This is a genomic window from Streptomyces sp. NPDC007872, assembly GCF_042868165.1.
In the GTDB taxonomy this organism is placed as follows: domain Bacteria; phylum Actinomycetota; class Actinomycetes; order Streptomycetales; family Streptomycetaceae; genus Streptomyces.
The window spans coordinates 215,748-237,415 of sequence record NZ_JBIAEA010000003.1 but is presented as its reverse complement, the minus strand read 5'-3'; the positions used below and the strand labels follow the sequence as shown (position 1 = coordinate 237,415).

General features: G+C 76.7%; 15 protein-coding genes. 11 read left to right on the top strand and 4 right to left on the bottom strand.

Translation table 11 applies throughout. From position 1 onward, the window contains the following. The first annotated feature begins 68 nt into the window (after positions 1-68). The 9 genes from ACFYNX_RS11515 (at position 69) to ACFYNX_RS11475 (ending at position 16,872) form a co-directional block, all read left to right on the top strand. On the top strand, positions 69-1,616 hold the full coding sequence (locus tag ACFYNX_RS11515; RefSeq protein WP_388660296.1) for an argininosuccinate lyase: 1,548 nt from the start codon (positions 69-71) through the stop codon (positions 1,614-1,616). Then, a complete protein-coding gene (locus ACFYNX_RS11510) occupies positions 1,616-2,686 on the top strand; it encodes a kinase (protein ID WP_388660293.1) in 1,071 nt (356 codons plus the stop codon). The genes ACFYNX_RS11515 and ACFYNX_RS11510 overlap by 1 nt, the downstream gene beginning before the upstream one ends. A gap of 2 nt (positions 2,687-2,688) precedes the next feature. Then, complete coding sequence (locus tag ACFYNX_RS11505) at positions 2,689-4,962, top strand: pyridoxal-phosphate dependent enzyme (RefSeq protein ID WP_388660290.1); 2,274 nt, start codon at positions 2,689-2,691, stop codon at positions 4,960-4,962. 294 nt (positions 4,963-5,256) lie between these two features. Continuing rightward, on the top strand, positions 5,257-5,481 hold the full coding sequence (locus ACFYNX_RS11500) for an MbtH family protein (RefSeq protein WP_365542259.1): 225 nt from the start codon (positions 5,257-5,259) through the stop codon (positions 5,479-5,481). Next, positions 5,474-7,333 (top strand): condensation domain-containing protein, encoded by a 1,860-nt coding sequence (locus tag ACFYNX_RS11495; RefSeq protein WP_388660288.1) that lies wholly within the window; start codon positions 5,474-5,476, stop codon positions 7,331-7,333. The genes ACFYNX_RS11500 and ACFYNX_RS11495 overlap by 8 nt, the downstream gene beginning before the upstream one ends. Next, positions 7,330-10,521, top strand: a complete 3,192-nt coding sequence (locus ACFYNX_RS11490; RefSeq protein ID WP_388660285.1) for an amino acid adenylation domain-containing protein — start codon at positions 7,330-7,332, stop codon at positions 10,519-10,521. Before ACFYNX_RS11495 ends, ACFYNX_RS11490 begins: the two co-directional genes overlap by 4 nt. Before the next feature lie 45 nt (positions 10,522-10,566). Continuing rightward, positions 10,567-13,839, top strand: coding sequence for an amino acid adenylation domain-containing protein (locus ACFYNX_RS11485; protein WP_388660282.1), 3,273 nt, complete (start codon positions 10,567-10,569; stop codon positions 13,837-13,839). A 37-nt stretch (positions 13,840-13,876) separates the two neighbouring features. Further along, positions 13,877-15,475, top strand: a complete 1,599-nt coding sequence (locus ACFYNX_RS11480) for an amino acid adenylation domain-containing protein (RefSeq protein ID WP_388660279.1) — start codon at positions 13,877-13,879, stop codon at positions 15,473-15,475. 53 nt (positions 15,476-15,528) lie between these two features. Further along, complete coding sequence (locus ACFYNX_RS11475) at positions 15,529-16,872, top strand: MFS transporter (protein ID WP_388660276.1); 1,344 nt, start codon at positions 15,529-15,531, stop codon at positions 16,870-16,872. Here the strand turns inward: ACFYNX_RS11475 and ACFYNX_RS11470 are convergent. Beyond that, complete coding sequence (locus ACFYNX_RS11470) at positions 16,866-17,090, bottom strand: response regulator transcription factor (protein WP_388660273.1); 225 nt, start codon at positions 17,088-17,090, stop codon at positions 16,866-16,868. The genes ACFYNX_RS11475 and ACFYNX_RS11470 overlap by 7 nt on opposite strands. A 275-nt stretch (positions 17,091-17,365) precedes the next feature. Here ACFYNX_RS11470 and ACFYNX_RS11465 point away from each other — a divergent pair, with 275 nt between their 5' ends. Continuing rightward, entirely contained in the window at positions 17,366-18,439 is a 1,074-nt protein-coding gene (locus ACFYNX_RS11465; RefSeq protein ID WP_388660270.1) for a LuxR C-terminal-related transcriptional regulator, read from the top strand. Between the two features lie 333 nt (positions 18,440-18,772). Next, positions 18,773-19,186, top strand: coding sequence for a hypothetical protein (locus tag ACFYNX_RS11460; RefSeq protein WP_388660267.1), 414 nt, complete (start codon positions 18,773-18,775; stop codon positions 19,184-19,186). A gap of 105 nt (positions 19,187-19,291) precedes the next feature. Here ACFYNX_RS11460 and ACFYNX_RS11455 read toward each other — a convergent pair whose 3' ends face one another. From ACFYNX_RS11455 to ACFYNX_RS11445, 3 genes are all read right to left on the bottom strand, one after another. After that, positions 19,292-19,528, bottom strand: coding sequence for a hypothetical protein (locus ACFYNX_RS11455; protein WP_365542241.1), 237 nt, complete (start codon positions 19,526-19,528; stop codon positions 19,292-19,294). A 138-nt stretch (positions 19,529-19,666) separates the two neighbouring features. Then, positions 19,667-20,986 carry an MFS transporter gene (locus ACFYNX_RS11450; protein ID WP_388660264.1) on the bottom strand — a complete coding sequence of 440 codons (1,320 nt, stop codon included), beginning with the start codon at positions 20,984-20,986 and terminating at the stop codon, positions 19,667-19,669. A 96-nt stretch (positions 20,987-21,082) separates the two neighbouring features. Continuing rightward, positions 21,083-21,283, bottom strand: coding sequence for an MbtH family protein (locus ACFYNX_RS11445; protein ID WP_388660262.1), 201 nt, complete (start codon positions 21,281-21,283; stop codon positions 21,083-21,085). Positions 21,284-21,668: the final 385 nt, after the last annotated feature.

Below are 21,668 nucleotides of genomic sequence, written 5' to 3'. Positions count from 1 at the left end.
CCGGACGCCGTCCCGGCCGCCCCGCACCGCGCACCACCATCCCACCGCACAGAACGGACACCGTCACCGTGACGAGTCAGCCCCCGGCGCCCGCCGCCGAACTCAGCGGCCGCATCCGCGGCGGGCCGAGCGACCTGCTGCACGACGAGGTGCTCGCCCCCCAGTTCCGGTTCGAGGTCCGCCACCTCCTCGACCACTACGTCGCCGTCGAGAAGGTCCTGGCGGCCGAGTACGTCCGCATGGACCTGCTCACCGCCGCCGAGGCCCGCGCCGTCGCCGCCCTCCTCGACGAGGTCGGACCCGACACCCTCGCCGCACGGCCCGACGCCAACATGTCGGACATCGCCTTCGCCCTCGAACGCCACGTCACGGCCGGACTGCCGGCCCCCGTGCCCCGCTGGCACGTCGACCGCAGCCGCAACGACCTCCAGGCCTGCGCGCAGACGATGTTCGGCCGCGAGCAGGTCGCGCGGTTCGCCGCCGCCCTGCTCGACCTGTGCGCCGTCGTCCTCGCCCGCGCCGAGGAGACCCGCGAACTCCCCATGCCCGGCTACACGCACTTCCAGGCCGCGCAGATCATCACCCCGGGCTTCCACCTCTCCGCCCTCGCCGAACACCTGCTGCACACCCAGCGGCGGCTGCTGCACACCTACGACGGCATGAACGCCTGCCCGCTCGGCGCCGGGGCGATGGCCGGACAGGAACTGCCCTGGGACCGCGTGCGGATGGCCCGCCTCCTCGGCTTCGACCGCCCGCAGCCCAACGCCCTCACCGCGGTGGCGTCCCGCCGCTGGAGCGCCGAGGCCACCGCCGAACTCGGCCTGCTCGGCGCCGCCCTGAGCCGCTTCACCACCGACCTGCTCACCTGGGGCGGCAGCGAGTACGGCTTCCTCGAACTGCCCGACGAACTGTCCGGCATCTCCTCGGCCATGCCGCAGAAGAAGAACTACCCCGTCCTGGAACGCGTCCGGGGCCGCACCGCCCACCTGGCCGCCTTCCACACCGACGTCCTCCTCGGCCAGCGCAACACCCCCTTCTGCAACCTGGTGGAGGTGTCCAAGGAGGCCGGCACCCACGTCCTGGCCGCCTTCGACTCGGCCCACGGCACGGTCCGGCTGCTCACCGAAGTGGTCCGCCGCCTCGACTTCCGGGCCGACCGCATGCGCGCGGTGTGCGCACGCGAGTACCTGGGCGGCTTCAGCCTCGCCAACGCCCTCGCCCTCACCGAAGGCGTACCGTGGCGGACCGCGCAGGTCGTCGCCGGGAAGTACATCGTGAGCGCGGCCACCGCCGGGGTCCCGCCCCACCCCGGCGCGCCCGACCTGCTGACCCGGGCCGCCGCCGAACACGCGCTGACCCTCGCCGACCCGGCCGGACTGCTCGCCGACGCCTTCGACGTCGACCGCGGCCTCGCCCGCCTGGCCTCCGAGGGCTCCGCCCACCCCGAGGCCGTCGCGAGGGCCCTGCACGCCCAGCGGGACGCCCACGAAGAACTGCGCGCCGCCTGGAACCTGCGGGCCGGGGCCGTCCGCGCGGGCGCCGCCGAGACGGCCCGCGCACTCGGCCCGGCCGACGGCACGGAGCCCGGCCACCGGCCGGGGACGGGGGAGCGGTGATGCCCCCGGCCCCGCCGATCGGCCCGGCACCCGCCTCCGCCCCCGTAGCCACGGCGCCCGCCTCCGTCCCCGTCGCCGTGGCACCCGCCCCCGGCACCGCAACCGTGGCACCCGTCTCCGCCCCTGCCGCCGGGACGCCCGCACCCGGCACCGGGCACGCCTTCGGCACCTTCGGGGAACTCCTCCAGGGCGCCCTGCCCGGCCCCGACGGCGACTTCCTCGTCACCTTCCCGCTGGCCCGCTGGGCCACCGCCGTCTTCCACCCGGCCCCGGCCGGCCGGAACGTCCACGTCGTGCCCGCGCACAAGCGCAAGTCCCGCCGGGTCGCCGAGGCCGTCCTGGCCGCGCTCGGCGAGAGCGGCGGCGGACTGCTCGAACTGGGCGGCGACCTGCCCGAGGGCAAGGGCATGGCCAGCTCCTCGGCCGACCTGGTCGCCACCGTGCGGGCCGTCGGCGCCGCGTACGGGCGGACGTTCGGCCCCGCGCGGACCGAGGCCTTCCTGCGCGGCGTCGAACCGGCCGACGGCGTGATGTACGACGAGGTCGTCTGCTTCCACCACCGGGCCGTGCGGCTCGGCCGCCGGCTCGGCACGCTGCCCCCGCTCGCGGTCGTCGCCCACGACGAGGGCGGACAGGTCGACACCGTCGCCCACAACCGGTCCGCCGGGACCATCGGCACGGCCGAACGCCACGAGTACGCGAGGCTCCTGGACCGGCTCGCCGGCGCCGTCGCCACCGGCGACCTGCCCGCCGTCGGCGAGGTCGCCACCCGCAGCGCCGAACTCAACGGCCGCCGCCGCGCCCGCGCGGGACTCGCCGAACTGCGCGCCCTGTGCCGGGAGGTCGACGGCCACGGCCTGGTCCTCGCCCACAGCGGCACCCTGCTCGGCGTCCTCCTCGACGCCCACGACCCCGAACTCGACGCCAAGACGCGGCACGTCCGCGCCGGCTGTGCCCCGCTGGGCGGCGAGGTCTCCGTCCACCGCGCCCTGGGCGCCGGGGACGACTGGGCCCCCGGCCCGCGACCGGCCGTCCCGGCCGGCCCCACCCTCCACCGACGGGAGACCTGACCATGCTGTTCGACACGCTGACGGACGCGATCGGCCGCACGCCGCTCGTCCGGCTGCGCCTCGGCGAGGAACGCGGAGTGGAGGTCTACGCCAAACTGGAGCTCCAGAACCTCTTCGCGATGAAGGACCGGGTCGCCCGCAACATCGTCCTGGAGGCCAGGGCGCTCGGCATGCTGCGCCCCGGGGCCCCCGTGGTCGAGAGCTCCTCCGGCACCATGGCGCTCGGCGTCGCCCTCGTCGGCCGCTCCCTCGGCCACGAGGTGCACATCGTCACCGACCCCCGCATCGACCCCGTCACGCTGGCGAAACTGCGCGCCCTCGGGTGCCGCGTGCACGTCGTCGAGGCGATGACCAGCCACGGCTGGCAGTCCGCGCGCCTGGAGCGGCTCGCGGAGCTGATGGCCGACCTGCCCGGCGCCTTCTGGCCCCAGCAGTACACCAACCCCGACAATCCCGGCGCCTACCGCGACCTGGCGCGCGAACTCCTCGACGACCTCGGCCACGTCGACGCCCTGGTCGGCGCGGTGGGCAGCGGCGGCTCGCTCTGCGGGACGGGCCGCGCGCTCCGCGAGGCCCTGCCCGACGTCCGGATCGTCGGCGTCGACTGCGTCGGCAGCGCCCTCTTCGGACAGCCCGACGTCCCGCAGCGGCTGCAGAGCGGCCTCGGCAACAGCCTGCTGCCGAAGAACCTCGACCGCTCCCTCGTCGACGAGGTCCACTGGCTCAACGACCACGAGGCGTTCGCCGCCACCCGCGACCTCGCCCGCGAGCAGCAGATCTTCGGCGGCAACACCTCCGGCTCCGTCTACCGCGTCCTCGGCGACCTCGCCCGGCGCGCCGCACCCGGCTCCCGCGTCGTCGGCATCCTGCCCGACCGCGGCGACCGCTACGCCGACACCGTCTACAGCGACGAGCACTGGGACGCGCACGCCCTGCACACCCTGCCGGCGTCGGACCGCCCCGCCGTCGTCGCGGCCGGGACCGCCGTCACCCGTTGGTCCCGGCAGGCCCACCGCGCCCCCGAGGACCTGCGCCGGCACCTCGTGTTCGTCGAGTCCAACACCACCGGCACCGGCATGCTCGCCCTCGGCCTCGCCCGGGACCGGCTCGGAACCGCGCCCGTGCTGCTGACCGGCGACCCCGACCGCTACCGGGGACTCGACGCCACCGGCGCCGAGGTGATCCGCTGCGACACCCACTCCGACGCCGCGCTGCGGGCCGTGCTCCAGGAGCGCTTCCGCCGCGAGGAGATCGCCGGCGTCACCACCACCAGCGACTTCTACGTCCCCGCCGCCGCGCGCCTGGCCCGCTGGCTCGGCCTGCCCGGCAACCCGCCCGGGGCGGTGACCGCCTGCCGCGACAAGTCCGCCCTGCGCGCCCTCCTCGACCGGGCCGGGGTGCGCCAGCCCCGGTACGCGGTGGTGCGCGAGCCCGGCGAGGTCGCCGAGGCCGTCGCCCGGACCGGACTGCCGTGCGTGGTCAAGCCCGCCGACGACTCCGGCTCGGTCAACGTCCTGCTCTGTACGGACGAGGCGCAGGCCCTCGCCCACGCCCGGCGCGTCCTCGCCGTCACCACCAACGCCCGGGGCATGCCGACCGCACGGACCGTCCTCGTCGAGGAGTACCTGGACGGTCCCGAGTACAGCGTGGAGATGTTCGGCGGGGACGGCGGGACGGAGTGCGTCGGCATCACCGCCAAGTCCGTGACCGGCAGCCCCCACTTCGTGGAGCACCGGCACCTCTTCCCCGCCCCGCTGCCGGCCGGCACCGCCCAGCGGATCACCGAGACCGTGGCGGCCGCCCTGGACGCGGCCGGCATCCGCCTCGGCGCCACCCACACCGAGGTGAAGCTGACCGGGGACGGACCGGCCGTGATCGAGATCAACCCGCGTCCCGCAGGCGGCATGATCCCCGAACTCGTCCGGCTGGCCAGCGGCGTCGACCTGCTCGAACAGCAGCTCAGGGCCGCGATCGGGCTGGCCCCCGACCTCAAGCCCGTCCACGCCGTCCACGCGGGCATCCAGTTCCTGCTCGCCGACGCCGACGGGGTCCTCGACGCCGTCGACGGCGTGGCGCGGGCGCGGGCCGTGGACGGCGTCGAGGCGGTGACCGTCACCGCCGCGCCCGGCGCCGGAGTCCACCGCGCACGCAGCGCGGGCGACCGCCTCGGGCACGTCATCGCGTGCCGCCCGGACCCCGAGCGGGTGACGGCGGCGCTGGACGAGGCGCGGGACCTGATCCGGCTCACGGTCGACGCCCGCGCCGACGCGTGCTGACCGGGTACGTCCGGCCTGTCTGACCGGCCGTCCGGCCCGCCTGGCCGGCCCGGTCGGGCCGAGCCCGGCCGATCCGACCACCTGATCCGACCGGGCCGGCCCGACCGACCGGCCTGACCACTCGACTCAACCATCCGACCCAACCGGCTGGTCCGGCGGACCGGCCGACCCGACCGGCCCCCCCCGACCAACCGGCCGGCCCGACCGGCCCCGGCCCCGGCTCCTTCCTCCGTTTCCTCCGTGCGCCGTACGGACCCGTCCGGCGTCCCCTTCCACCCCACCGGGAGAACCCTCATGAGCAACCCCTTCGAGAACGACGACGCCGCCTACCTGGTCGTCCGCAACGACGAGCTCCAGCACTCGCTGTGGCCCGCCGACCTGCCCGTCCCCGCCGGCTGGACCACGGTCCACGGTCCGGAGGGCCGCCAGGACTGCCTCGACTTCGTCGAGCGGAACTGGACCGACATGCGGCCCGCGTCCCTGGTCGCGGCCCTCGCCGGGGACCCGGCCCGTGCCTGAGCCCGTACGCCTGCTGCCCGGCCCCGGCGCGTCACCCGCGCCGGCGGCCGGCGCGGCCCCGGCGGACCGCACCCCGGCCGGGGGAGGAGCCCTCCCGGACGCCACCGTGGACACGCTCCGGCACCTGATCGCCCAGGTCCTGGGCCTGGCCGTCGACGCCGTCGCGGCGGAGCACGGCTTCACCGAACTCGGCGGCGACAGCATCCAGGCCATCCAGGTCGTCAGCCGGGCCCGGACCGCCGGGCTGCTGCTCACCACCCGCGACGTCCTGCGCGGCGAGAGCATCGCCGCACTCGCCACCGCCGCCCGCCCCGCGGACGGCCCCGGCACCGACGAGGGCCCGGCGGACCCCCCCCGCCGCACCGGCCCGCTGACCGCGACCCCGATCATGGCCTGGCTCGGCGAGCTCGAAGGCCCCGTCGACACCTACCACCAGTCGCTCGTCGTCCGCACCCCCGCCGGGTTCCGCGCCGAGCACGCCGTCCGCGTCGTACGGACCCTCCTCGACACGCACGACATGCTGCGGCTCACGGTGCCCGGCGGGGCGGGCGCGGCCGCCGCCGGATGCCTCGTCCCGCCGCCGGGCGGCACCGACGCGCACGACCTCGTCGAGCACGTCCACGCGCCCGGCGCCACCGACGCCGACCTGCCGGCCCTCACCACCGGCCGGATCGCGGCCGCCCGGCGGTCGCTGTCCCCGGCGGACGGCGTCATGCTGCGCGCCGTGCACGTCGACCGCGGCCCGGACCGGCAGGGCCGGCTGGCCCTCGTCGTGCACCACCTCGTGGTCGACGGCGTGTCCTGGCGCATCCTCCAGGACGACCTGCGCGCGTGCTGGGCACGGCTCGCCGCGGGGGAGGACCCCGTCCTGGAACCCGCGCCGACGCCGTTCGCGCACTGGGCCGACCTGCTCGCCGCCGACGCCACCTCCGGCCGCCGGATGACGGAGGCGGCCGGGTGGGCCGAGGCCCTGCGCCCCGCCCCCGAACCCCTCGGCGGGGTCTGCCCGCAGGACCGGCTCGACCCCGAGAGCGCGGACCGCCGCCTCACCCTCACCCTGCCCCCGGAGGTCGCCGGGCCCCTGCTCACCGCCGTGCCCGGCGTCGTCAACGGCACCGTCAACGACGTCCTGCTCACCGGGCTCGCCCTCGCGGTCCTCGCCTGGCGCCGCCCGGTGACCGGCCCGGCGGACGGCGGCACCGTCCTGGTCGACGTCGAGGGCCACGGCCGCGAGGACGTCGCGGGCGCCCCCGACCTGTCCCGGACCGTCGGCTGGTTCACCATCGTCCACCCCGTCCGCCTCGACCTCGGCCGGCCCGACCTCGACGACGCCCGGTCGGGCGGCCCCGCCGCCGGGGAGGTGCTGCGCACGGTCAAGGAGGCCCTGCGGGCGGTCCCCGACCACGGCATCGGCCACGGACTGCTGCGCCACGGCAACAGCCGCACCCGCCCCGCCCTCGCGGCCCTCGGCGTCCCCGAGATCGGCTTCAACTACCTCGGCCGCTTCCCGACGGGCGACGACGCCGACTGGGCCGCCGCGCCCGGACACGACCTCGCCCTGGACGAGTCCGACGACGGCCTGGCCATGGCCCACGCGATCGAGGTCAACGCCGCCGCCCACGACGGCCCCGACGGCCCCGCCCTCAGCGCCACCTGGACCTGGGCGGGCAACGCCTGCCCCGACGACCGCGCCCACGCCCTGGCCCACGAGTGGTTCGCCGCGCTGCGCGCCCTCGTGCGGTACGCGGCGCTGCCCGGCGCCGCCGGACTCACCCCGTCCGACGTGTCCCTGCCCGGCCTCGGCCAGGCCGACCTCGACGCCTTCGAAGCACAGTTCGGAGAACTGCCGTGATCCCCCTGTCCCACGCCCAGCGCCGCCTGTGGTTCCTCTGCCGCGACGGCGACCCCGGCGGCCTGCACAACATCCCGGTGGGCCTGCGCCTGCGCGGCGACCTCGACCGCGCGGCCCTCACCGCCGCCCTCGCGGACGTGACTGACCGGCACGAGGCCCTGCGCACCGTCTTCCCCCACGAGGACGGCGTCCCCCGCCAGCACGTCCTCGACCCCGGCACCGCCCGGGCCCCGGCCGTCACCGACGCCCCCGCCGACGAGCACCCGGACCGCGCCCGGGAGGCCGCGGCACGGCCCTTCGACCTCGCGGCCGAACCACCGCTGCGCGCCCACCTGTTCACCGACGGCGACCGGGACCACCACCTGCTGCTCGTCCTGCACCACATCGCGGGCGACGGCGCCTCCCTGGACGTCCTCCTGAGCGACCTGTCCGCCGCCTACACCGCCCGGCTCACCGGCCGGGAACCGGACTGGCCCGAACTCCCCGTCCAGTACCCCGACTACGCCCTGTGGCGGCACGACGTCCTCGGCGACCCCGACGACCCGGACTCCGAGCACGCCCGGCAGCTCGACCACCGGGCCCGCGCCCTGGCCGGCCTGCCCGAGGAGCACACCCTCCCCACCGACCGGCCGCGGCCCGCCACGGCCTCCCACCGCGGCGCGGTCGTCACCGCCGGGACCGGCGCCCCCGCGCACGCCCGCCTCGCCGGCCTCGCCCGCGACCGGCGCGCCACCGTCTTCATGACCGTCCAGGCCGCGTTCGCCGCCCTGCTCACCCGCCTGGGCGCGGGCACGGACCTCGCCCTCGGCTGCCCGGTCGACGGCCGCGACGACGAGGCGCTCGAACACCTCGTGGGCCTCTTCGTCGACACCGTCGTGGTACGGGCCGACACCTCGGGCGACCCCGCGTTCACCGACCTGCTCGACCGGGTCCGCGACGCCGCCCTGGACGCCCACGCCCACCGGGACGTGCCCTTCGACGCCCTGGTGGAGCGGCTCAACCCGCCCCGCGCACCCGGCCGCCACCCCCTCTTCCAGATCGCGGTCGCCGGCCGCCGGGACACGGGCGGCGAGCCCGTCCTGCCGGGCCTGCGGACGCGGACGGACGCCGTGCGCACCCCCACGGCCAAGTTCGACCTCACCCTCGAGGTCGACGAACGCTCCGACGCCGCCGACCGGCCGGCCGGCATCGGGCTCACCCTCGAATACGCCACCGACCTGTTCGACGCCGACACCGCCCGGCGGCTCCTGGACCGCCTCGTCCTCCTCCTCGACGCGGTCGCCGCCGACCCCGCCGCCCCGGTCGCCGCGCACGACCTGCTGACGCCCGACGAGCGCGCCGCCGTCGCCGAGGACTGGCAGGGCGCGCCGGCCGCGCCCCACGACACCACCGTGCACGCCCTGTTCGCACAGCGGGCCGCCGCCCACCCCGAGCGCACCGCCGCCGTCTGCGGCGACCGGGAGACGAGCTACGGCGCCCTCGACGCCCTCGCCGACCGGACGGCCGCCCGCCTCGCCGCCGCGGGGGTGCGGCCCGGCGACACCGTCGCCCTCCTCATGGACCGCTCCGTCGAGCTGATCGCCGCCTGCCTCGGCGTACTGAAGGCCGGGGCGGCCTACCTGCCGCTCGACGCCCGCGCACCGCGCGCCCGCTCGGCGGCGGTCGTGTCCGGCGCGGGGGCGACGGTCCTCGTCACCGACCCGGGCACGGACACCGACGGCCTCGGCGTCCGCCACGTCCTCCGTTTCGGCGCGGAGGGAACCGCCGGCACCACCGCCCACGACGGGACCGCGGCCCTCGCCCCCGGGCACCCCGACGGCCTCGCCTACGTGATGTACACCTCCGGCTCCACCGGCACGCCCAAGGGCGTCGCCGTGGCCCACCGCGAGGTCGTCGCCCTCGCCCTGGACGGACACTGGCGCGGCGGGGCCCACGACCGCGTCCTGTTCCGCTCCCCGCACGCCTTCGACGCCTCCACCTACGAGCTGTGGGTGCCCCTGCTCACCGGCGGCCTCGTGGTCGTGGCCCCGCCCGGCGACCTGGACGTCCCCGGCCTCGCCCGGCTCATCGGCGACCGGCGGGTCACCGGCACCTTCCTCACGGCCACGCTCTTCAACGAACTGGCCGACCGCTGCCCGGAGCGGCTCGGTACCCTGCGCGAGGTGATGACCGGCGGCGAGGCCGCCTCCCCGGCCGCCGTCCGCCGGGTCCGGGCGCACTGCCCCGACACCACCGTGACCAACGCGTACGGCCCCACCGAGACCACCACCTTCGCCGCCCTCTTCCCGCTGGCCCCCGGGGACGACGACCCGGCCGGACAGGTGCCCGTCGGACGCCCCCTGGACGGCACCCGGCTGCACGTCCTCGACGACCGCCTCGCCCCCGTCCCGCCCGGCGTCACCGGCGAGCTGTACGTCGCCGGCGCCGGACTGGCCCGGGGCTACCTGGGACGGCCCGGACTCACCGCCGAACGCTTCACCGCCTGCCCGTACGGACCGCCGGGCACCCGGATGTACCGCACCGGCGACCTCGCCCGCTGGGCGCGGGACGGCCGCGTCGAGTACCTGGGACGCGCCGACCGGCAGATCAAGATCCGCGGGATGCGCATCGAACCGGGCGAGGTCGAGAACGTCCTGGCGGGCCACCCGGACGTCGGCCGGGCCGCGGTCACCGTCGTGCCGACCCCCGCGGGGCCCGTGCTCGCCGGCTACGCGGTGCCCGCCGAGGGCCGACGCCCCGACCCCGCCGCGCTGCGCGCCCACCTGCGGGGCGAACTGCCCGACTGGACGGTCCCCCTCACGGTCACCGTGCTCGACCGCTTCCCGGTCACCCCCAACGGCAAGATCGACACGGCCGCCCTGCCCGCCCCCGGCCCCGCCGCCGGGGAACGGTCCCACCAGGCGCCGCGCGACGCCACCGAACGCGCGCTCGCCGCCCTGTGGGAACGACTGCTCGGCGTGGAACGCGTCGGCGTCCACGACGACTTCTTCGCCCTCGGCGGGCACTCCCTGCTCGCCACCCGCCTCCTCGCGGAGGTGCGCTCCCTGCTCGGCGCCGCCGTCACCGTGCGGGCGTTCTTCGCGGGACCCACGGTGGCCGGCCTCGCCCAGTCCGTGACGGCCGCCGGGACCGCTCCCGCCGACGAACCCCCGGTCGTACGCCGGGCCCGCCGCGCCGCCCGCGCCTGACCGGACCGCCACCACCACCCGTCCCACCGATCCCAGGGAAACACCGTGAGCCGTACCCCGTCCGCCCCCTCGCCCGTCCACCCCGCCCCGGCCGTTCCCCCGCCCTCCGGAACCGCGACCGCCTCCAAGGTCGAGGACGTCCTGCCGCTCTCGCCCCTCCAGGAGGGCATCCTCTTCCACGCCCTGTTCGACGAGCGCGAGCGCGACGTCTACGTGGCGCAGCTCCTGCTCGACCTGTCCGGCCCGCTGAACGCCGAACGGCTGCGCGCTGCCGCCGACGCCGTACTGGCCCGCCACGCCGTCCTGCGCGCCGGATTCCTGCGCCGCGCCTCCGGCGAGCCCGCCCAGGTCGTCCGGCGCGACGCGCGGGTGCCGTGGGAGGAGCGGGACCTGTCCGCACTGGACGAGGAAGGACAGGCCGACGCCGTACGGACGCTGCTCGCCGAGGACCGGGCCCGGCGCTTCGACCTGACGCGGCCGCCGCTGCTCCGCCTCACCCTGCTGCGCACCGGACCGCTCGGCCACCGGCTGCTCCTGACGTACCACCACATCGTCCTCGACGGCTGGTCCTGGCCGGTGCTCGTGCGCGAGCTGCTCGCCCTGCACGACGCCGGCCCCGAGGGCGCCGCGCTGCCCCCGGTCACCCCGTACGCCTCGTTCCTCGACTGGCTCGGCGCCCGTGACGCGGACGCGGCCCGCGACGCCTGGGGACAGGCCCTGGCGGGGCTGGCCGGCGGCAGCCGCACCGCACCGGTCTCCGGCCCCTCCGCGCTGCTGCCGCATCGCGTGGAGACCGTCCTCACCCCCGAGCTCACCGACCGGCTGACCGCCCTCGCCCGCGCCCACCGGATCACCCCGGGCACCCTCCTCCAGGGCTCGTGGGCGCTGCTGCTCGCCAACCGGCTCCGCTCCGACGACGTGGTCTTCGGCGCCGTCGTCAGCGGACGCCCCGCCGAACTGCCGGGCGTCGCCGACATCGTGGGCCTGTGCATCAACACCGTGCCGGTACGCGTCCGCGTCGACCGCACCGAGCCCCTGACCGGGCTGTTCACCCGGCTCCAGGACGAGCAGGCCCGGCTGATCGAGCACCACCACCTCGGACTGACCGAGATCCAGCGCACCGCCGGCGCCGGCGAGCTGTTCGACTCCTGCGTGGCCTTCCAGAACTATCCCGTGGACGCCGCCGGCCTCGCCGCCCTGTCGGCCGGCGACCTGCGCGTCACCGCCGTCGACCCGCACGACGCCGCCCACTACCCCCTCACCCTGACCGCGATCCCCGGCGACCGGCTGCGCCTCCAGATCGACCACCGCCCGGACGCCTTCGACACCGCCGACGCGCAGGCCCTGCTCGACCGCCTCGTCCGCCTCCTCGAAGCCGTGGCCGACGACCCGTCCCGCCCGGCCGGAGCCGTGGACCTGCTGTCACCGGCCGAACGGCGCCGCGTCCTGGTGGAGTTCAACGACACCGCCCGCGACGAGGAGTACGCCGAGGTCGTGGACCGCGTGCGGCACCGGGCCGCACTGCGGCCGGACGCCGTCGCGGTGACCGACGAGGAGGGCCGCGCGCTCACCTACGCCGCCCTCGTCGCCCGCGCCGACGCCCTGGCCGGACGGCTGCGGACGGAGGGCGTGGCGGACGGCGACCTCGTCGCGGTCCTCGGCGAGCCGACGGCCCGCACCCCGGTCGCGTTCCTCGCCGCCCTCGGCGCCGGAGCCGCCTACGTACCGCTCGACCCCGACGGACCGGTCCCGCGCACCGCCGCGCTGCTCACCGCCGGGGGAGTGCCGTGGCTCCTGACCGCCCCCGAACAGCGCGAGCGCGCCCGGGAGATCGCCGCGGCCACCGGGCACCCCGTGCGCGTCCTGGTGCTCGACGACGACGGCGCGGACCGCCCGTCCGGACGGCCGCCCCGGGACGGCGGCGGACGCGACGCCCTGGCCTACGTGTGCTTCACCTCCGGATCCACCGGCCGCCCCAAGGGCGCCATGGTCCACCGGCGCGGCATGAACAACCACCTGCTCGCCAAGATCGAGGACCTGGGGCTCACCGCCGACGACCGCGTGGTGATGAACGCGCCGCTCACCTTCGACATCTCCGTGTGGCAGATGCTCGCCCCGCTGATCACCGGCGGCCGCGTCCACCTGGTCTCCCGCGACACCGCCCGCGACCCCGACGCCCTCTTCGCCGCCGTCGCCCGGCACGGCACCACCGTCATGGAGACCGTCCCCTCCTTCGTGCGCGCCGCCCTCGACCTGTGGGACTCCGGCGTGCGGCGGCCCGCGCTCCCGGCGCTGCGCCGGTTCGTCGTCAACGGCGAGGTTCTGCCGCCCGACCTGTGCGTCCGCTGGTACGACCGCCACCCGGACGCGGCGATCGTCAACGCCTACGGACTCACCGAGTGCTCGGACGACAGCACCCACGCCGCCGTCGGCCGGGACGTGCACGGCCTCCTGGAACAGGGCCGCCTGCCGGTCGGCCGGCCGCTGCGCAACAACCGGCTCTACGTCCTCGACCCCTCCCTGGCGCCCGTACCGCCCGGCGTGCCCGGCGAACTCTTCATCGCCGGCACCGGCGTGGGGCCCGGCTACCTCAACGAGCCCCGCCGCAGCAGCGAGCGCTACGTCCCCGACCCGTTCGCGGACGAGCCCGGCGCCCGGATGTACCGCACCGGCGACCTGGCCCGGCTGCGGGCGGACGGCCAACTGGACTTCCTCGGACGCCAGGACCACCAGGTCAAGGTCCGCGGCAACCGCATCGAACTCGGCGAGGTCGAGACCGCGCTGCGGGCCGTGCCGGGCGTCGGGGACGCGGTGGTCACCGTGGACCGCGACGGCGCCGGACAGCAGCGGCTCGTCGGCTGGTTCACCGGCGGGACCGGTGCCGACGACGTCCGCGCCGCGCTCGTCCAGGCCCTGCCGAACCACATGGTGCCCTCGCTGCTGTTCGCGCTGCCCGTCCTGCCGCTGACCACCAACGGCAAGATCGACCGCAAGGCGCTGCCCGACCCCGCGGACCTCGCGCGCCCCGCCGGACGCACCGCGGCGAACGCCGCCGAGGAGGCGGTCTGCGCCGTCTTCGCCGCGGTCCTCGGCATCGCCGCCGCCGGACCCGACGACGACTTCTTCGCCCACGGCGGCCACTCCCTGCTCGCCACCCGGCTCACCGGACGGCTGCGCGCCGAACTCGGCGCCCACCTGACCATCCGCGACCTCTTCGAGACCCCCACCCCGGCCGGCGTCGCCGCCCGCCTCGCGGCGGCGACCGCCCCCGCCCCGGCCCGCCCGGCGCTGCGCCCGCGCGCCCGCGACCGTGCCTGACCCCCGCCCGACCGCACCGACCCGGAGGCAGAACCCCGTGACCCCCGACGACACCCCGGTCCCCCTGCGCATCGCCCGGCAGGCCGCCCGGACACCCGACGCCACCGCCGTCAGCGCCCCCGAGGGCGAGCTGACCTACCGCACGTTCGACCGCCGGGCCCGGGCCGTGGCCGGGGAACTGCGCGCGGCCGGCGCGGGCCCGGAGGACACCGTGCTCGTCGGCACGGACCGGGGCGCCGACTGGGCGGTGGCCGTCCTGGGCGCCTGGTACGCCGGCGCCGCGCCGCTGCTCGTCGACCCGGCCGCCCCCGAGGAGCGGCTGCGGACGCTCCTCGACGCCGCCGGCACCCGGTACGCGGTCGTCACCGGACATACGGCCGCGGCCGCGCTGCGCCGCCGGTCCGGCGGGGAGCTCTTCTGGGCCGGCACCCGGGGCGACGCCCCGGACACCGCCGCGGAACCGGCCGCCGTCGCACCGGGCTCGCTCGCCTACGTCCTGTTCACCTCCGGCTCGACCGGCAGGCCCAAACCGGTCGCCGTCGGCCACGCCGGCCTGGCCCGGCAGACCGCCGCGCTCGCCGCGCGCTACGGCCTGACCGCCGCCGACCGCGTGCTCCAGTTCGCCGCGCCCGCCTTCGACGTGTCGCTGGAGGAGGCCCTGCCGACCTGGTGCACGGGCGGCACGGCCGTGTTCGTCGACGACAACCTGGCCCCGCCCGCCGAACTGGAGCCCTTCCTCGCCCGGCGGCACGTCACCCTCGTCAACCTGCCCACCCCCTACTGGGCCCAGTGGGCCAAGGACCTCGCACGCCGCCCCCGGCCGCTGCCGCCCGCCCTGCGCCACGTGGTGATCGGCAGCGACGCGGGCCGCACCGCGGACCTGGACCGCTGGTACGCGGCCGGCGGACCGCCCGTGACCAGCGCCTACGGCCTCACCGAGTCGACGATCACGGCCACCTGCCACGAGACCCGCCCGGGACCGCCCACCGGCTCCACCGATTCCACTGGCTCCACCGGCCCCGCCGGTTCCACCGGCTCCACCGACGAGGTCATCCCGCTCGGGCTGCCCCTCGACGGCGTACGGGCCTACGTCCTGGACGGGGCGATGGAACCCGCTGCGGACGACGAGGCGGGCGAGCTGTACCTCGCCGGGCCCTGCCTGGCCCGCGGCTACCACGGCCGGCCCGCCCTGACCGCCGAACGGTTCGTCGCCGACCCGTTCGCCGCCCCCGGCGAACGCATGTACCGCACGGGGGACCGGGTCCGGCGGGCGTCCGACGGCACCCTGCGCTTCCTCGGCCGCACCGACGACCAGGTCAAGATCCGCGGGCACCGCGTGGAGCTCAAGGAGGTCGAGACGGCCGTCGCCGCCCACCCGGACGTGGTGGACGTCGTCGCCCGCGCCGTGCCGCACCGGGGCGAGCCGCGCGTGGTGGCCTACGTCGCCGCCGCCCTCGGGCGGGCCCTGGACGGCGAGGCGCTGCGGCGGCACGTGGCCGCGCGGGTGCCCGGCCACCTCGTCCCGGCCCGGACGTGCGTCCTGCCCGCACTGCCGCGCACCCCGGGCGGCAAGCTCGACGTGCGCGCCCTGCCCGACCCGTTCACGGCCGGGCCCGCCCTGCCCCCCGCCCCCTGAGCGGATCCGCCCCGCCGGACCCGCCGCCGCCCGCCCAGCAGACAAGGAACCCCGTGTCCCAGCCCACCGCCGCCCCCGATCCCGCCGCCGACGCGGTCGCCCCCTCCCCGCCGGACGGCGCCGCGCCCACCCCGCGGCAGCGGCGCGACTTCCGCCGCTTCATGGCCTCGCACGTCTGCAACGAACTGGGCGGCAGCATCACGTACGTGGCCCTGCCCCTGACGGCCGTGCTCACCCTGAACGCCTCGGCGTGGCAGGCCGGCGCGCTCGTCGCCGCCGAGAGCGCGGCGTTCCTGCTGCTCGGACTGCCCGCCGGCGCCTGGGTCGACCGGATGCGCCGCCGCGACGTCATGATCGCCGCCGACCTGGCGCGGGCCGTGCTGCTCACCGCCGTGCCCGTGGCCTGGCTGCTGGACGCCGGCTCCATGACGCTGCTGTACGCCGTCGCCCTGCTCCTCGGCTGCGCGCGCCTGTTCGGCGACGTGGCCGACCAGAGCTATCTCCCCTCCCTGGTCGGCCGGTCGAGCCTCATCGAGGGCAACTCGCGCCTGGAGACCGTGCGGTCGGGCACGGAACTGGCCGGCCCGGGCGCGGCGGGCTTCCTCGTACAGCTCCTGGGCCCGGTCGGCACCCTGGCCGGACAGGCCGTCACCTCCCTCGCCTCCGCGGCCCTCCTGGGCCGCATCGAGGCGCGGGAGGAACGGCCCGCCCCGCGACCCTCCGGGCACGGCGGCCTCCTGCCGGAGATCAGGGAGGGGCTGCACCACGTCCTGCGCCACCGCGTGCTGCGGGTGATCGCGCTCGGTACGGCCTCGGTCAACCTCTTCCTCAGCGGGATCTTCGCCCTGGAGACGCTGTTCCTGACCCGCACCGTGGGCCTGCCGCCCGCGGCGGTCGGCTGGCTCCTCGCCACGGCCGCGCTCGGCTCCGTCCTCGCCGCGCTCGTCACGCGGCGCCTCTCCCGGTGGCTGGGCGCGGCCCGCCTGACCTGGCTGTCCCTGCTCGCCGCCATGCCCTTCGGCCTGCTGCTGCCGCTGGCCGAACAGGGCTGGCGGACGGGCCTGTTCGTCCTGGGCGCCCTCGTGCAGTCGGCGGGCGTGACCACGTACAACATCTGCCAGGTCGCCTACCGGCAGACCGTCTGCCCGCCGCACCTGCTCGGCCGGATGACCGCCACCATGCGGTTCCTGGTGTGGGGAGTGCTGCCGGTGAGCGGCCTGCTGGCCGGTGCCCTCGGCGAACTGGTGGGCGTGCGCGACGCGTTGTGGATCCTGACGGCCGGGCTGACGGCCACCCCGCTGATCCTGCTGTGCTCGCCCCTGCGGCGCATGCGAACCTTCGACGGGGCCGGGGCCGGGACCGAGGACGGAGCCGGGCCCGGGGCCCCGGTTCAGTAGCCGGGGCCGTACCCCAGCCGGAACGCCAGGTGCGCCAGTTGGATGCGGTTGACCAGGCCGGTCTTGCCGCGCAGCCGGCGCACGTAGGTGTCGACCGTGTGCGGGCTGAGCCCCATGCGACGGGCGATGATCCGGTACGTGCACCCCTGCGCGAGGTGGACCAGGACCTCCTGCTCGCGGGGCGAGAGCGCGAGGTCCGACAGGGTGTCGCCGGACATGACGGACTCCGGCGGGACGGGCGCGGACTCCCGGACGGCGACGGGAACCGTTACGGCTGAAAACGTTCTCGACAGGGTTTCCTTCGAGGAAAGTCCGGTATCCACTGTGCTCCTTCGGATGTTCATGGCGGCGTTCCGCGAGCCGACGCGCCGCCGAGGCTGCTCATGAGCAGCCTTTCCGCTTGCTTATGCTGACGCCAGGGGGCGGGCGCCTCACCAAGGTGCCTGGCAGCAAAGCGACCCGGGGTGAAGGCATGCAAAATGGGGCAAAGGTGTTGTCCGATCTCGATGGCGCGGACGACGGTGCGGACGACGACACGGGCGACGGCACGGGCGACGGCACGGATGACGACGTAGATCTCGACGTCTACGGCTGGGTGCTCCAGCACCGCACGATCGAGGCGGACGCCGTCGCCGCGGGGACCGGCCGCACCGCGCAGGAGGTCCGGCTCAGCGTGGAGCGCCTGCTCGGCGCCCAGTTGCTGCACCGCAGCCCGGAGGACGACTCCGTGGCCTTCGCGGTGGCGCCGGACACCGCCGCGTCCAGGCTCGCCGCGCCGCTGGAGGAGGAGATCCGCACGCGTCAGCGGGAGATCAGCGGCATCCGCGAGGAGTTGGGGCGCTTCATGCCCCGCTACCTCCAGCGCCGCTCCGTGGGCGAGGCGCTGGAAGTGCTGGAGAACGTCGAGGACGTGCGCGGCGCGCTCAACCGCGCCTCGGACCGGTGCCGCCTGGAGGTCCTCACCAGCCAGCCCGGCGGCGGCAGCAGGGTGCCCGAGGCGATGCAGGAGGCGCTGCGGCGGGACGAGGCCATGCTGAGGCGGGGCATCTCCATCCGCAGCCTCTACCACCACACCGCCCGCTTCAACGGCCCCAGCCAGGCGTACGTCGCCGCCGCCTCCGCGCTCGGCGCGCAGTACCGCACCGCGCACGAACTCTTCGGCCGGCTCATCGCGTTCGACCGCGAACTCGCCTTCATCCCGGTGCCCGACGGCAGTTGGGGCGCCGTGGTGATCCGCGAGCCCGCCACCGTCGCCTACCTCTGCGACATCTTCGAGCAGGCCTGGGACCACGCCACCCCCTTCTCCAACGCCGTCGGCCAGGGCCTGGAGGAGGTCGCCCGCGAGATCCACGAGACGATCATCCGGCTCCTCGCGGCCGGACTGAAGGACGAGGCCATCGCGCGGCGGCTCGGCATGTCCCTGCGCACCGCGCGCCGGCACATCGCCGACATCATGGAGGAACTCGGCGCCGGAAGCCGCTTCCAGGCGGGGGTCGCCGCGGCGACGCGAGGACTCCTCGACGACCCCGGGGGCGCGGGGCCGGCCGGGGAGACCGCCGCGGACTGATCCGCCGCGCCCCGCGCCGGCGCGATCCGTCGGCGTCCCGTCGCTCCCGTCGCCCGCGCCGGCCGGGGCGACCGCGTGTGTCACGGGTTTCGGGGAACGCGTTTCCGTGGCTGGTATGCATCGGGTGCGATGAACGATGCTTCCCCGACGGGATCGCGGCACACGCGATCCGGCACGCACGGCGGACGCGGTGCGTCGGCGAGCCGTGCACGGATTGAGGGGCGCAGGATGAACATGCCGGTCGACGGGCCAGCGGCGGGGCTTCCGCAAGGGGATCCCGGGGTCCGGCCGGCCGGCGGACCCGCCGGCCCGGCCGGGGACCACCTGCGGGAGGTGGCCCTCTTCGTCGCGCTCCACCTCGGACGCGCCCCCGGCGTCCTGTGGCCGGAACACGACCATCCGCTCGTCGGGGACGGGGCGGAGAGCGGTGTAGCGGATCCTGACGTGGAGCTGCTCGCCGCCCAGATCGCCGCGGCGACGGGCCTCGGCGCCCGCCCGGCCCCGGCCGGCGTCCCGCACGGGCACCTGCTGGTCCACCAGATGGCGGGCGCGACCACCTGGAGCGTCGTCGGATCCGGCGAGGACGGCCGGGACGCCTCGCTCCGCTACCGCCTGCGCGCGGGCGAGGTGCTGTACGTCCCCGACGGCTGGTCGCGCGCCGCCGAGCCCACCCCCGTCGCCCGCTGGACGGCCGTCGTGCTCCACCCGGACGGGCCGGAGGGACCGGAGCGGTCGGCGACGGACTGAGGGGAGGCCTTCCTGTCCTGCCCCTCACGCACGGAACGAGGCGTCCACCAGGGCGCCTCGTTCCGTGCGTTTCACCGGTCCGTTCGTCTGGCCGGTCCGTTCGTCCTACTGGACCTCTCGCTGCCCCGGGCCGCCGCCCCAGGAGGTGTCCGTCGGGGGCTTCGGCCGACCCGAGCCGCTCGTCGTCGTGGTGGTCGTCACCGGGACGACCACCGCGGGGCGGTCGCCCGCCGTGACCCGGGTGCCGGCCCCGTCGGGCAGGGCGTTCGCCGCGGTGCCCGTCAGGGCGGCGGCGAAGGCGGCGGTCGCGGTGGCCACGGTCAGTACGAGACGCTTCGTCATGCTGTTCCCCCAGCAAGTCGGTGGTGTGCGGGCCCGGTTGTGTCGTACCGGGCCTTCGGTCGTTGTCGTGCAGGACCAACCCTGCCGCCACGGCCACCCCACGGCGATCCGTTCGGCCGCTCATCAAGCTGCCTGTCCCTAAAGTGAGGGGTGGCAAACCTCCCTATCCCGTGCATAACGGTCGTCATGCGGAGCCCGGGGAGAGGGCGGCGCGTCCAACTCCCGCCACACGGGGAACACCAGGGGCGCCACCGTGACCCCGAGGTAGACCACACCGGTCGCCACCAGCGCCCGGGTCACCCCCCAGCCGTCCAGCACCGGGCCCGCCGCCAGCATGCCCAGCGGAGTGGCCGCCAGGGCGCAGGCCGTGAGCATGCCGAAGACCCGCCCGCGCACCGCCTCCGGCACCCGCTCGTAGGCGACGGACATCATCAGCGGAGCGAGCACCCCCGACCCCAGACCCGTCAGGGCGAGCAGCGGCAGCAGCGCCCAGGGCGGTGGCCCGACGGCCAGCGTCGCGCAGCGCACCGCGCCGACCAGGAGGAACCCGCCGACGAACAGCGTCCGGCGCGGAAGCCGGCGCCCGATCCGGCCGTACACGGCCGCCCCGAGCAGGGCACCCGCCCCGATCGCGGTGACCATCGCCCCGAACAGCCCGCTGCTGCGCAGCACCTGGGTCCCGTACGCCGGATAGAGCACCCCGTTGAGCGCGCCGTCCAGCGCGTTGGTCACCAGCAGCACCGCCGCCACCGCCCGCACCGGCCGGTCGCCGCCCAGGTACGCCCAGCCCGCCCGCAGGTCCGCCAGGTACGAGGCGACGGCCCCGCCCGGACCGTCCCGGCCGTCCTGCCCGGCCGGTCGCGGCCCGGACGGCAGCAGCGCCACCACCAGCACACAGCACAGCAGGGCGGCGCCCACGTCGGTGCACAGGGTGCGCACCGGGCCCATGACGGCGATGAGCAGGCCCGCGAGCGGCGCTCCGGTCATCAGGCCGATCCTGCGGGCCGCCTCGACCGCGCCGGTGCCCGCCTCCATCGTGACCGAGGCCCGCTCCACGGCGGCGGGCAGCAGCACCTGGCGCGCGGTCTCCGCGGGGCCGCGGGCGGCCCCCACGACGAAGGCCAGGACGACGAGCACCGGCAGCGCCAGCGCGTCCAGGGCGTGCAGCAGCGGGATCAGGGCGAGCGCCGCCGCGGTCAGCAGGTCCGCGCCCGCGCTGACGGCCCTGGCCTGCAACCGGTCGACCACCGGGCCCGCCAGCACGGCCGAGCAGAGCAGGCCCGCGGTCTCGGCGGCAGCGACCAGGCCGGTCCAGGTGCCGCTGCCGGTGCGGTGCAGGACGAACCAGGGCACGGCGACCAGGGTCGCCGCCATCCCCAGCGCGGACACGCCGGCGACGGCGACGAGGGCCGCCAGCGGTGCCTTGTGCCAGGAGGGCGAGAACGTTCGTGGGTTCATTGCGGTCCCTTCCTCGGGTCCTCGGGAGGAGACGCGCGCCGCCCGGCGCTCCACGGCAGCGGAGCGCCGGGCGGCGCGCGTCCGTCGGTCGTCGGGTCAGCCGGCCGTGCTCAGCCGCAGGCTGAGCGGGCGCATGTCGGTCCACACCCGCTCGATGTGGGCCAGGCACTCCTCGCGGGAGCCCCGCACGCCCCGCGGGTGCCAGCCGGCCGGAACGGGCCGGGCCGCCTCCCAGAGGGAGTACTGCTCCTCGTCGTTGGCCACGACCAGGTACTGGCGCTTCGTCTCGTCGTTCACGGTGTCTCTCCTCGTCGTCCACCGGTTCGGTTCACCGGTCGGGTCGGGTCGGTCGGGTCGGGTCGGGTCGGGTCGGGTCGGTCAAGCCGGGTCGGGTGAGCCGGGTTCCGGGATCACCGGCCGGTGCCGGTGCCGGTGCCGGTGCCGGTGCCGGTGTGTGGTGGGCGGTGGGGGGGCCCCCCCCGGCCGCCCCCCCCCCCCCCCCGGCCCCGGGGCCCCCCCCCCCCCCGCCGGGCCCCCCCCCCCCCCCGGCGCCCCCCCCCGCCCCCCCCCCCGGGCCCCCCCCCCCGNNNCGTACGTGGGGGGGGGGGGGGCGGGGGGGGGGGGGGGGGGGGGGGGCGGGCGGGGGGGGGGGGGGGGGGGGGGGGGGGGGGGGGGGGGGGGG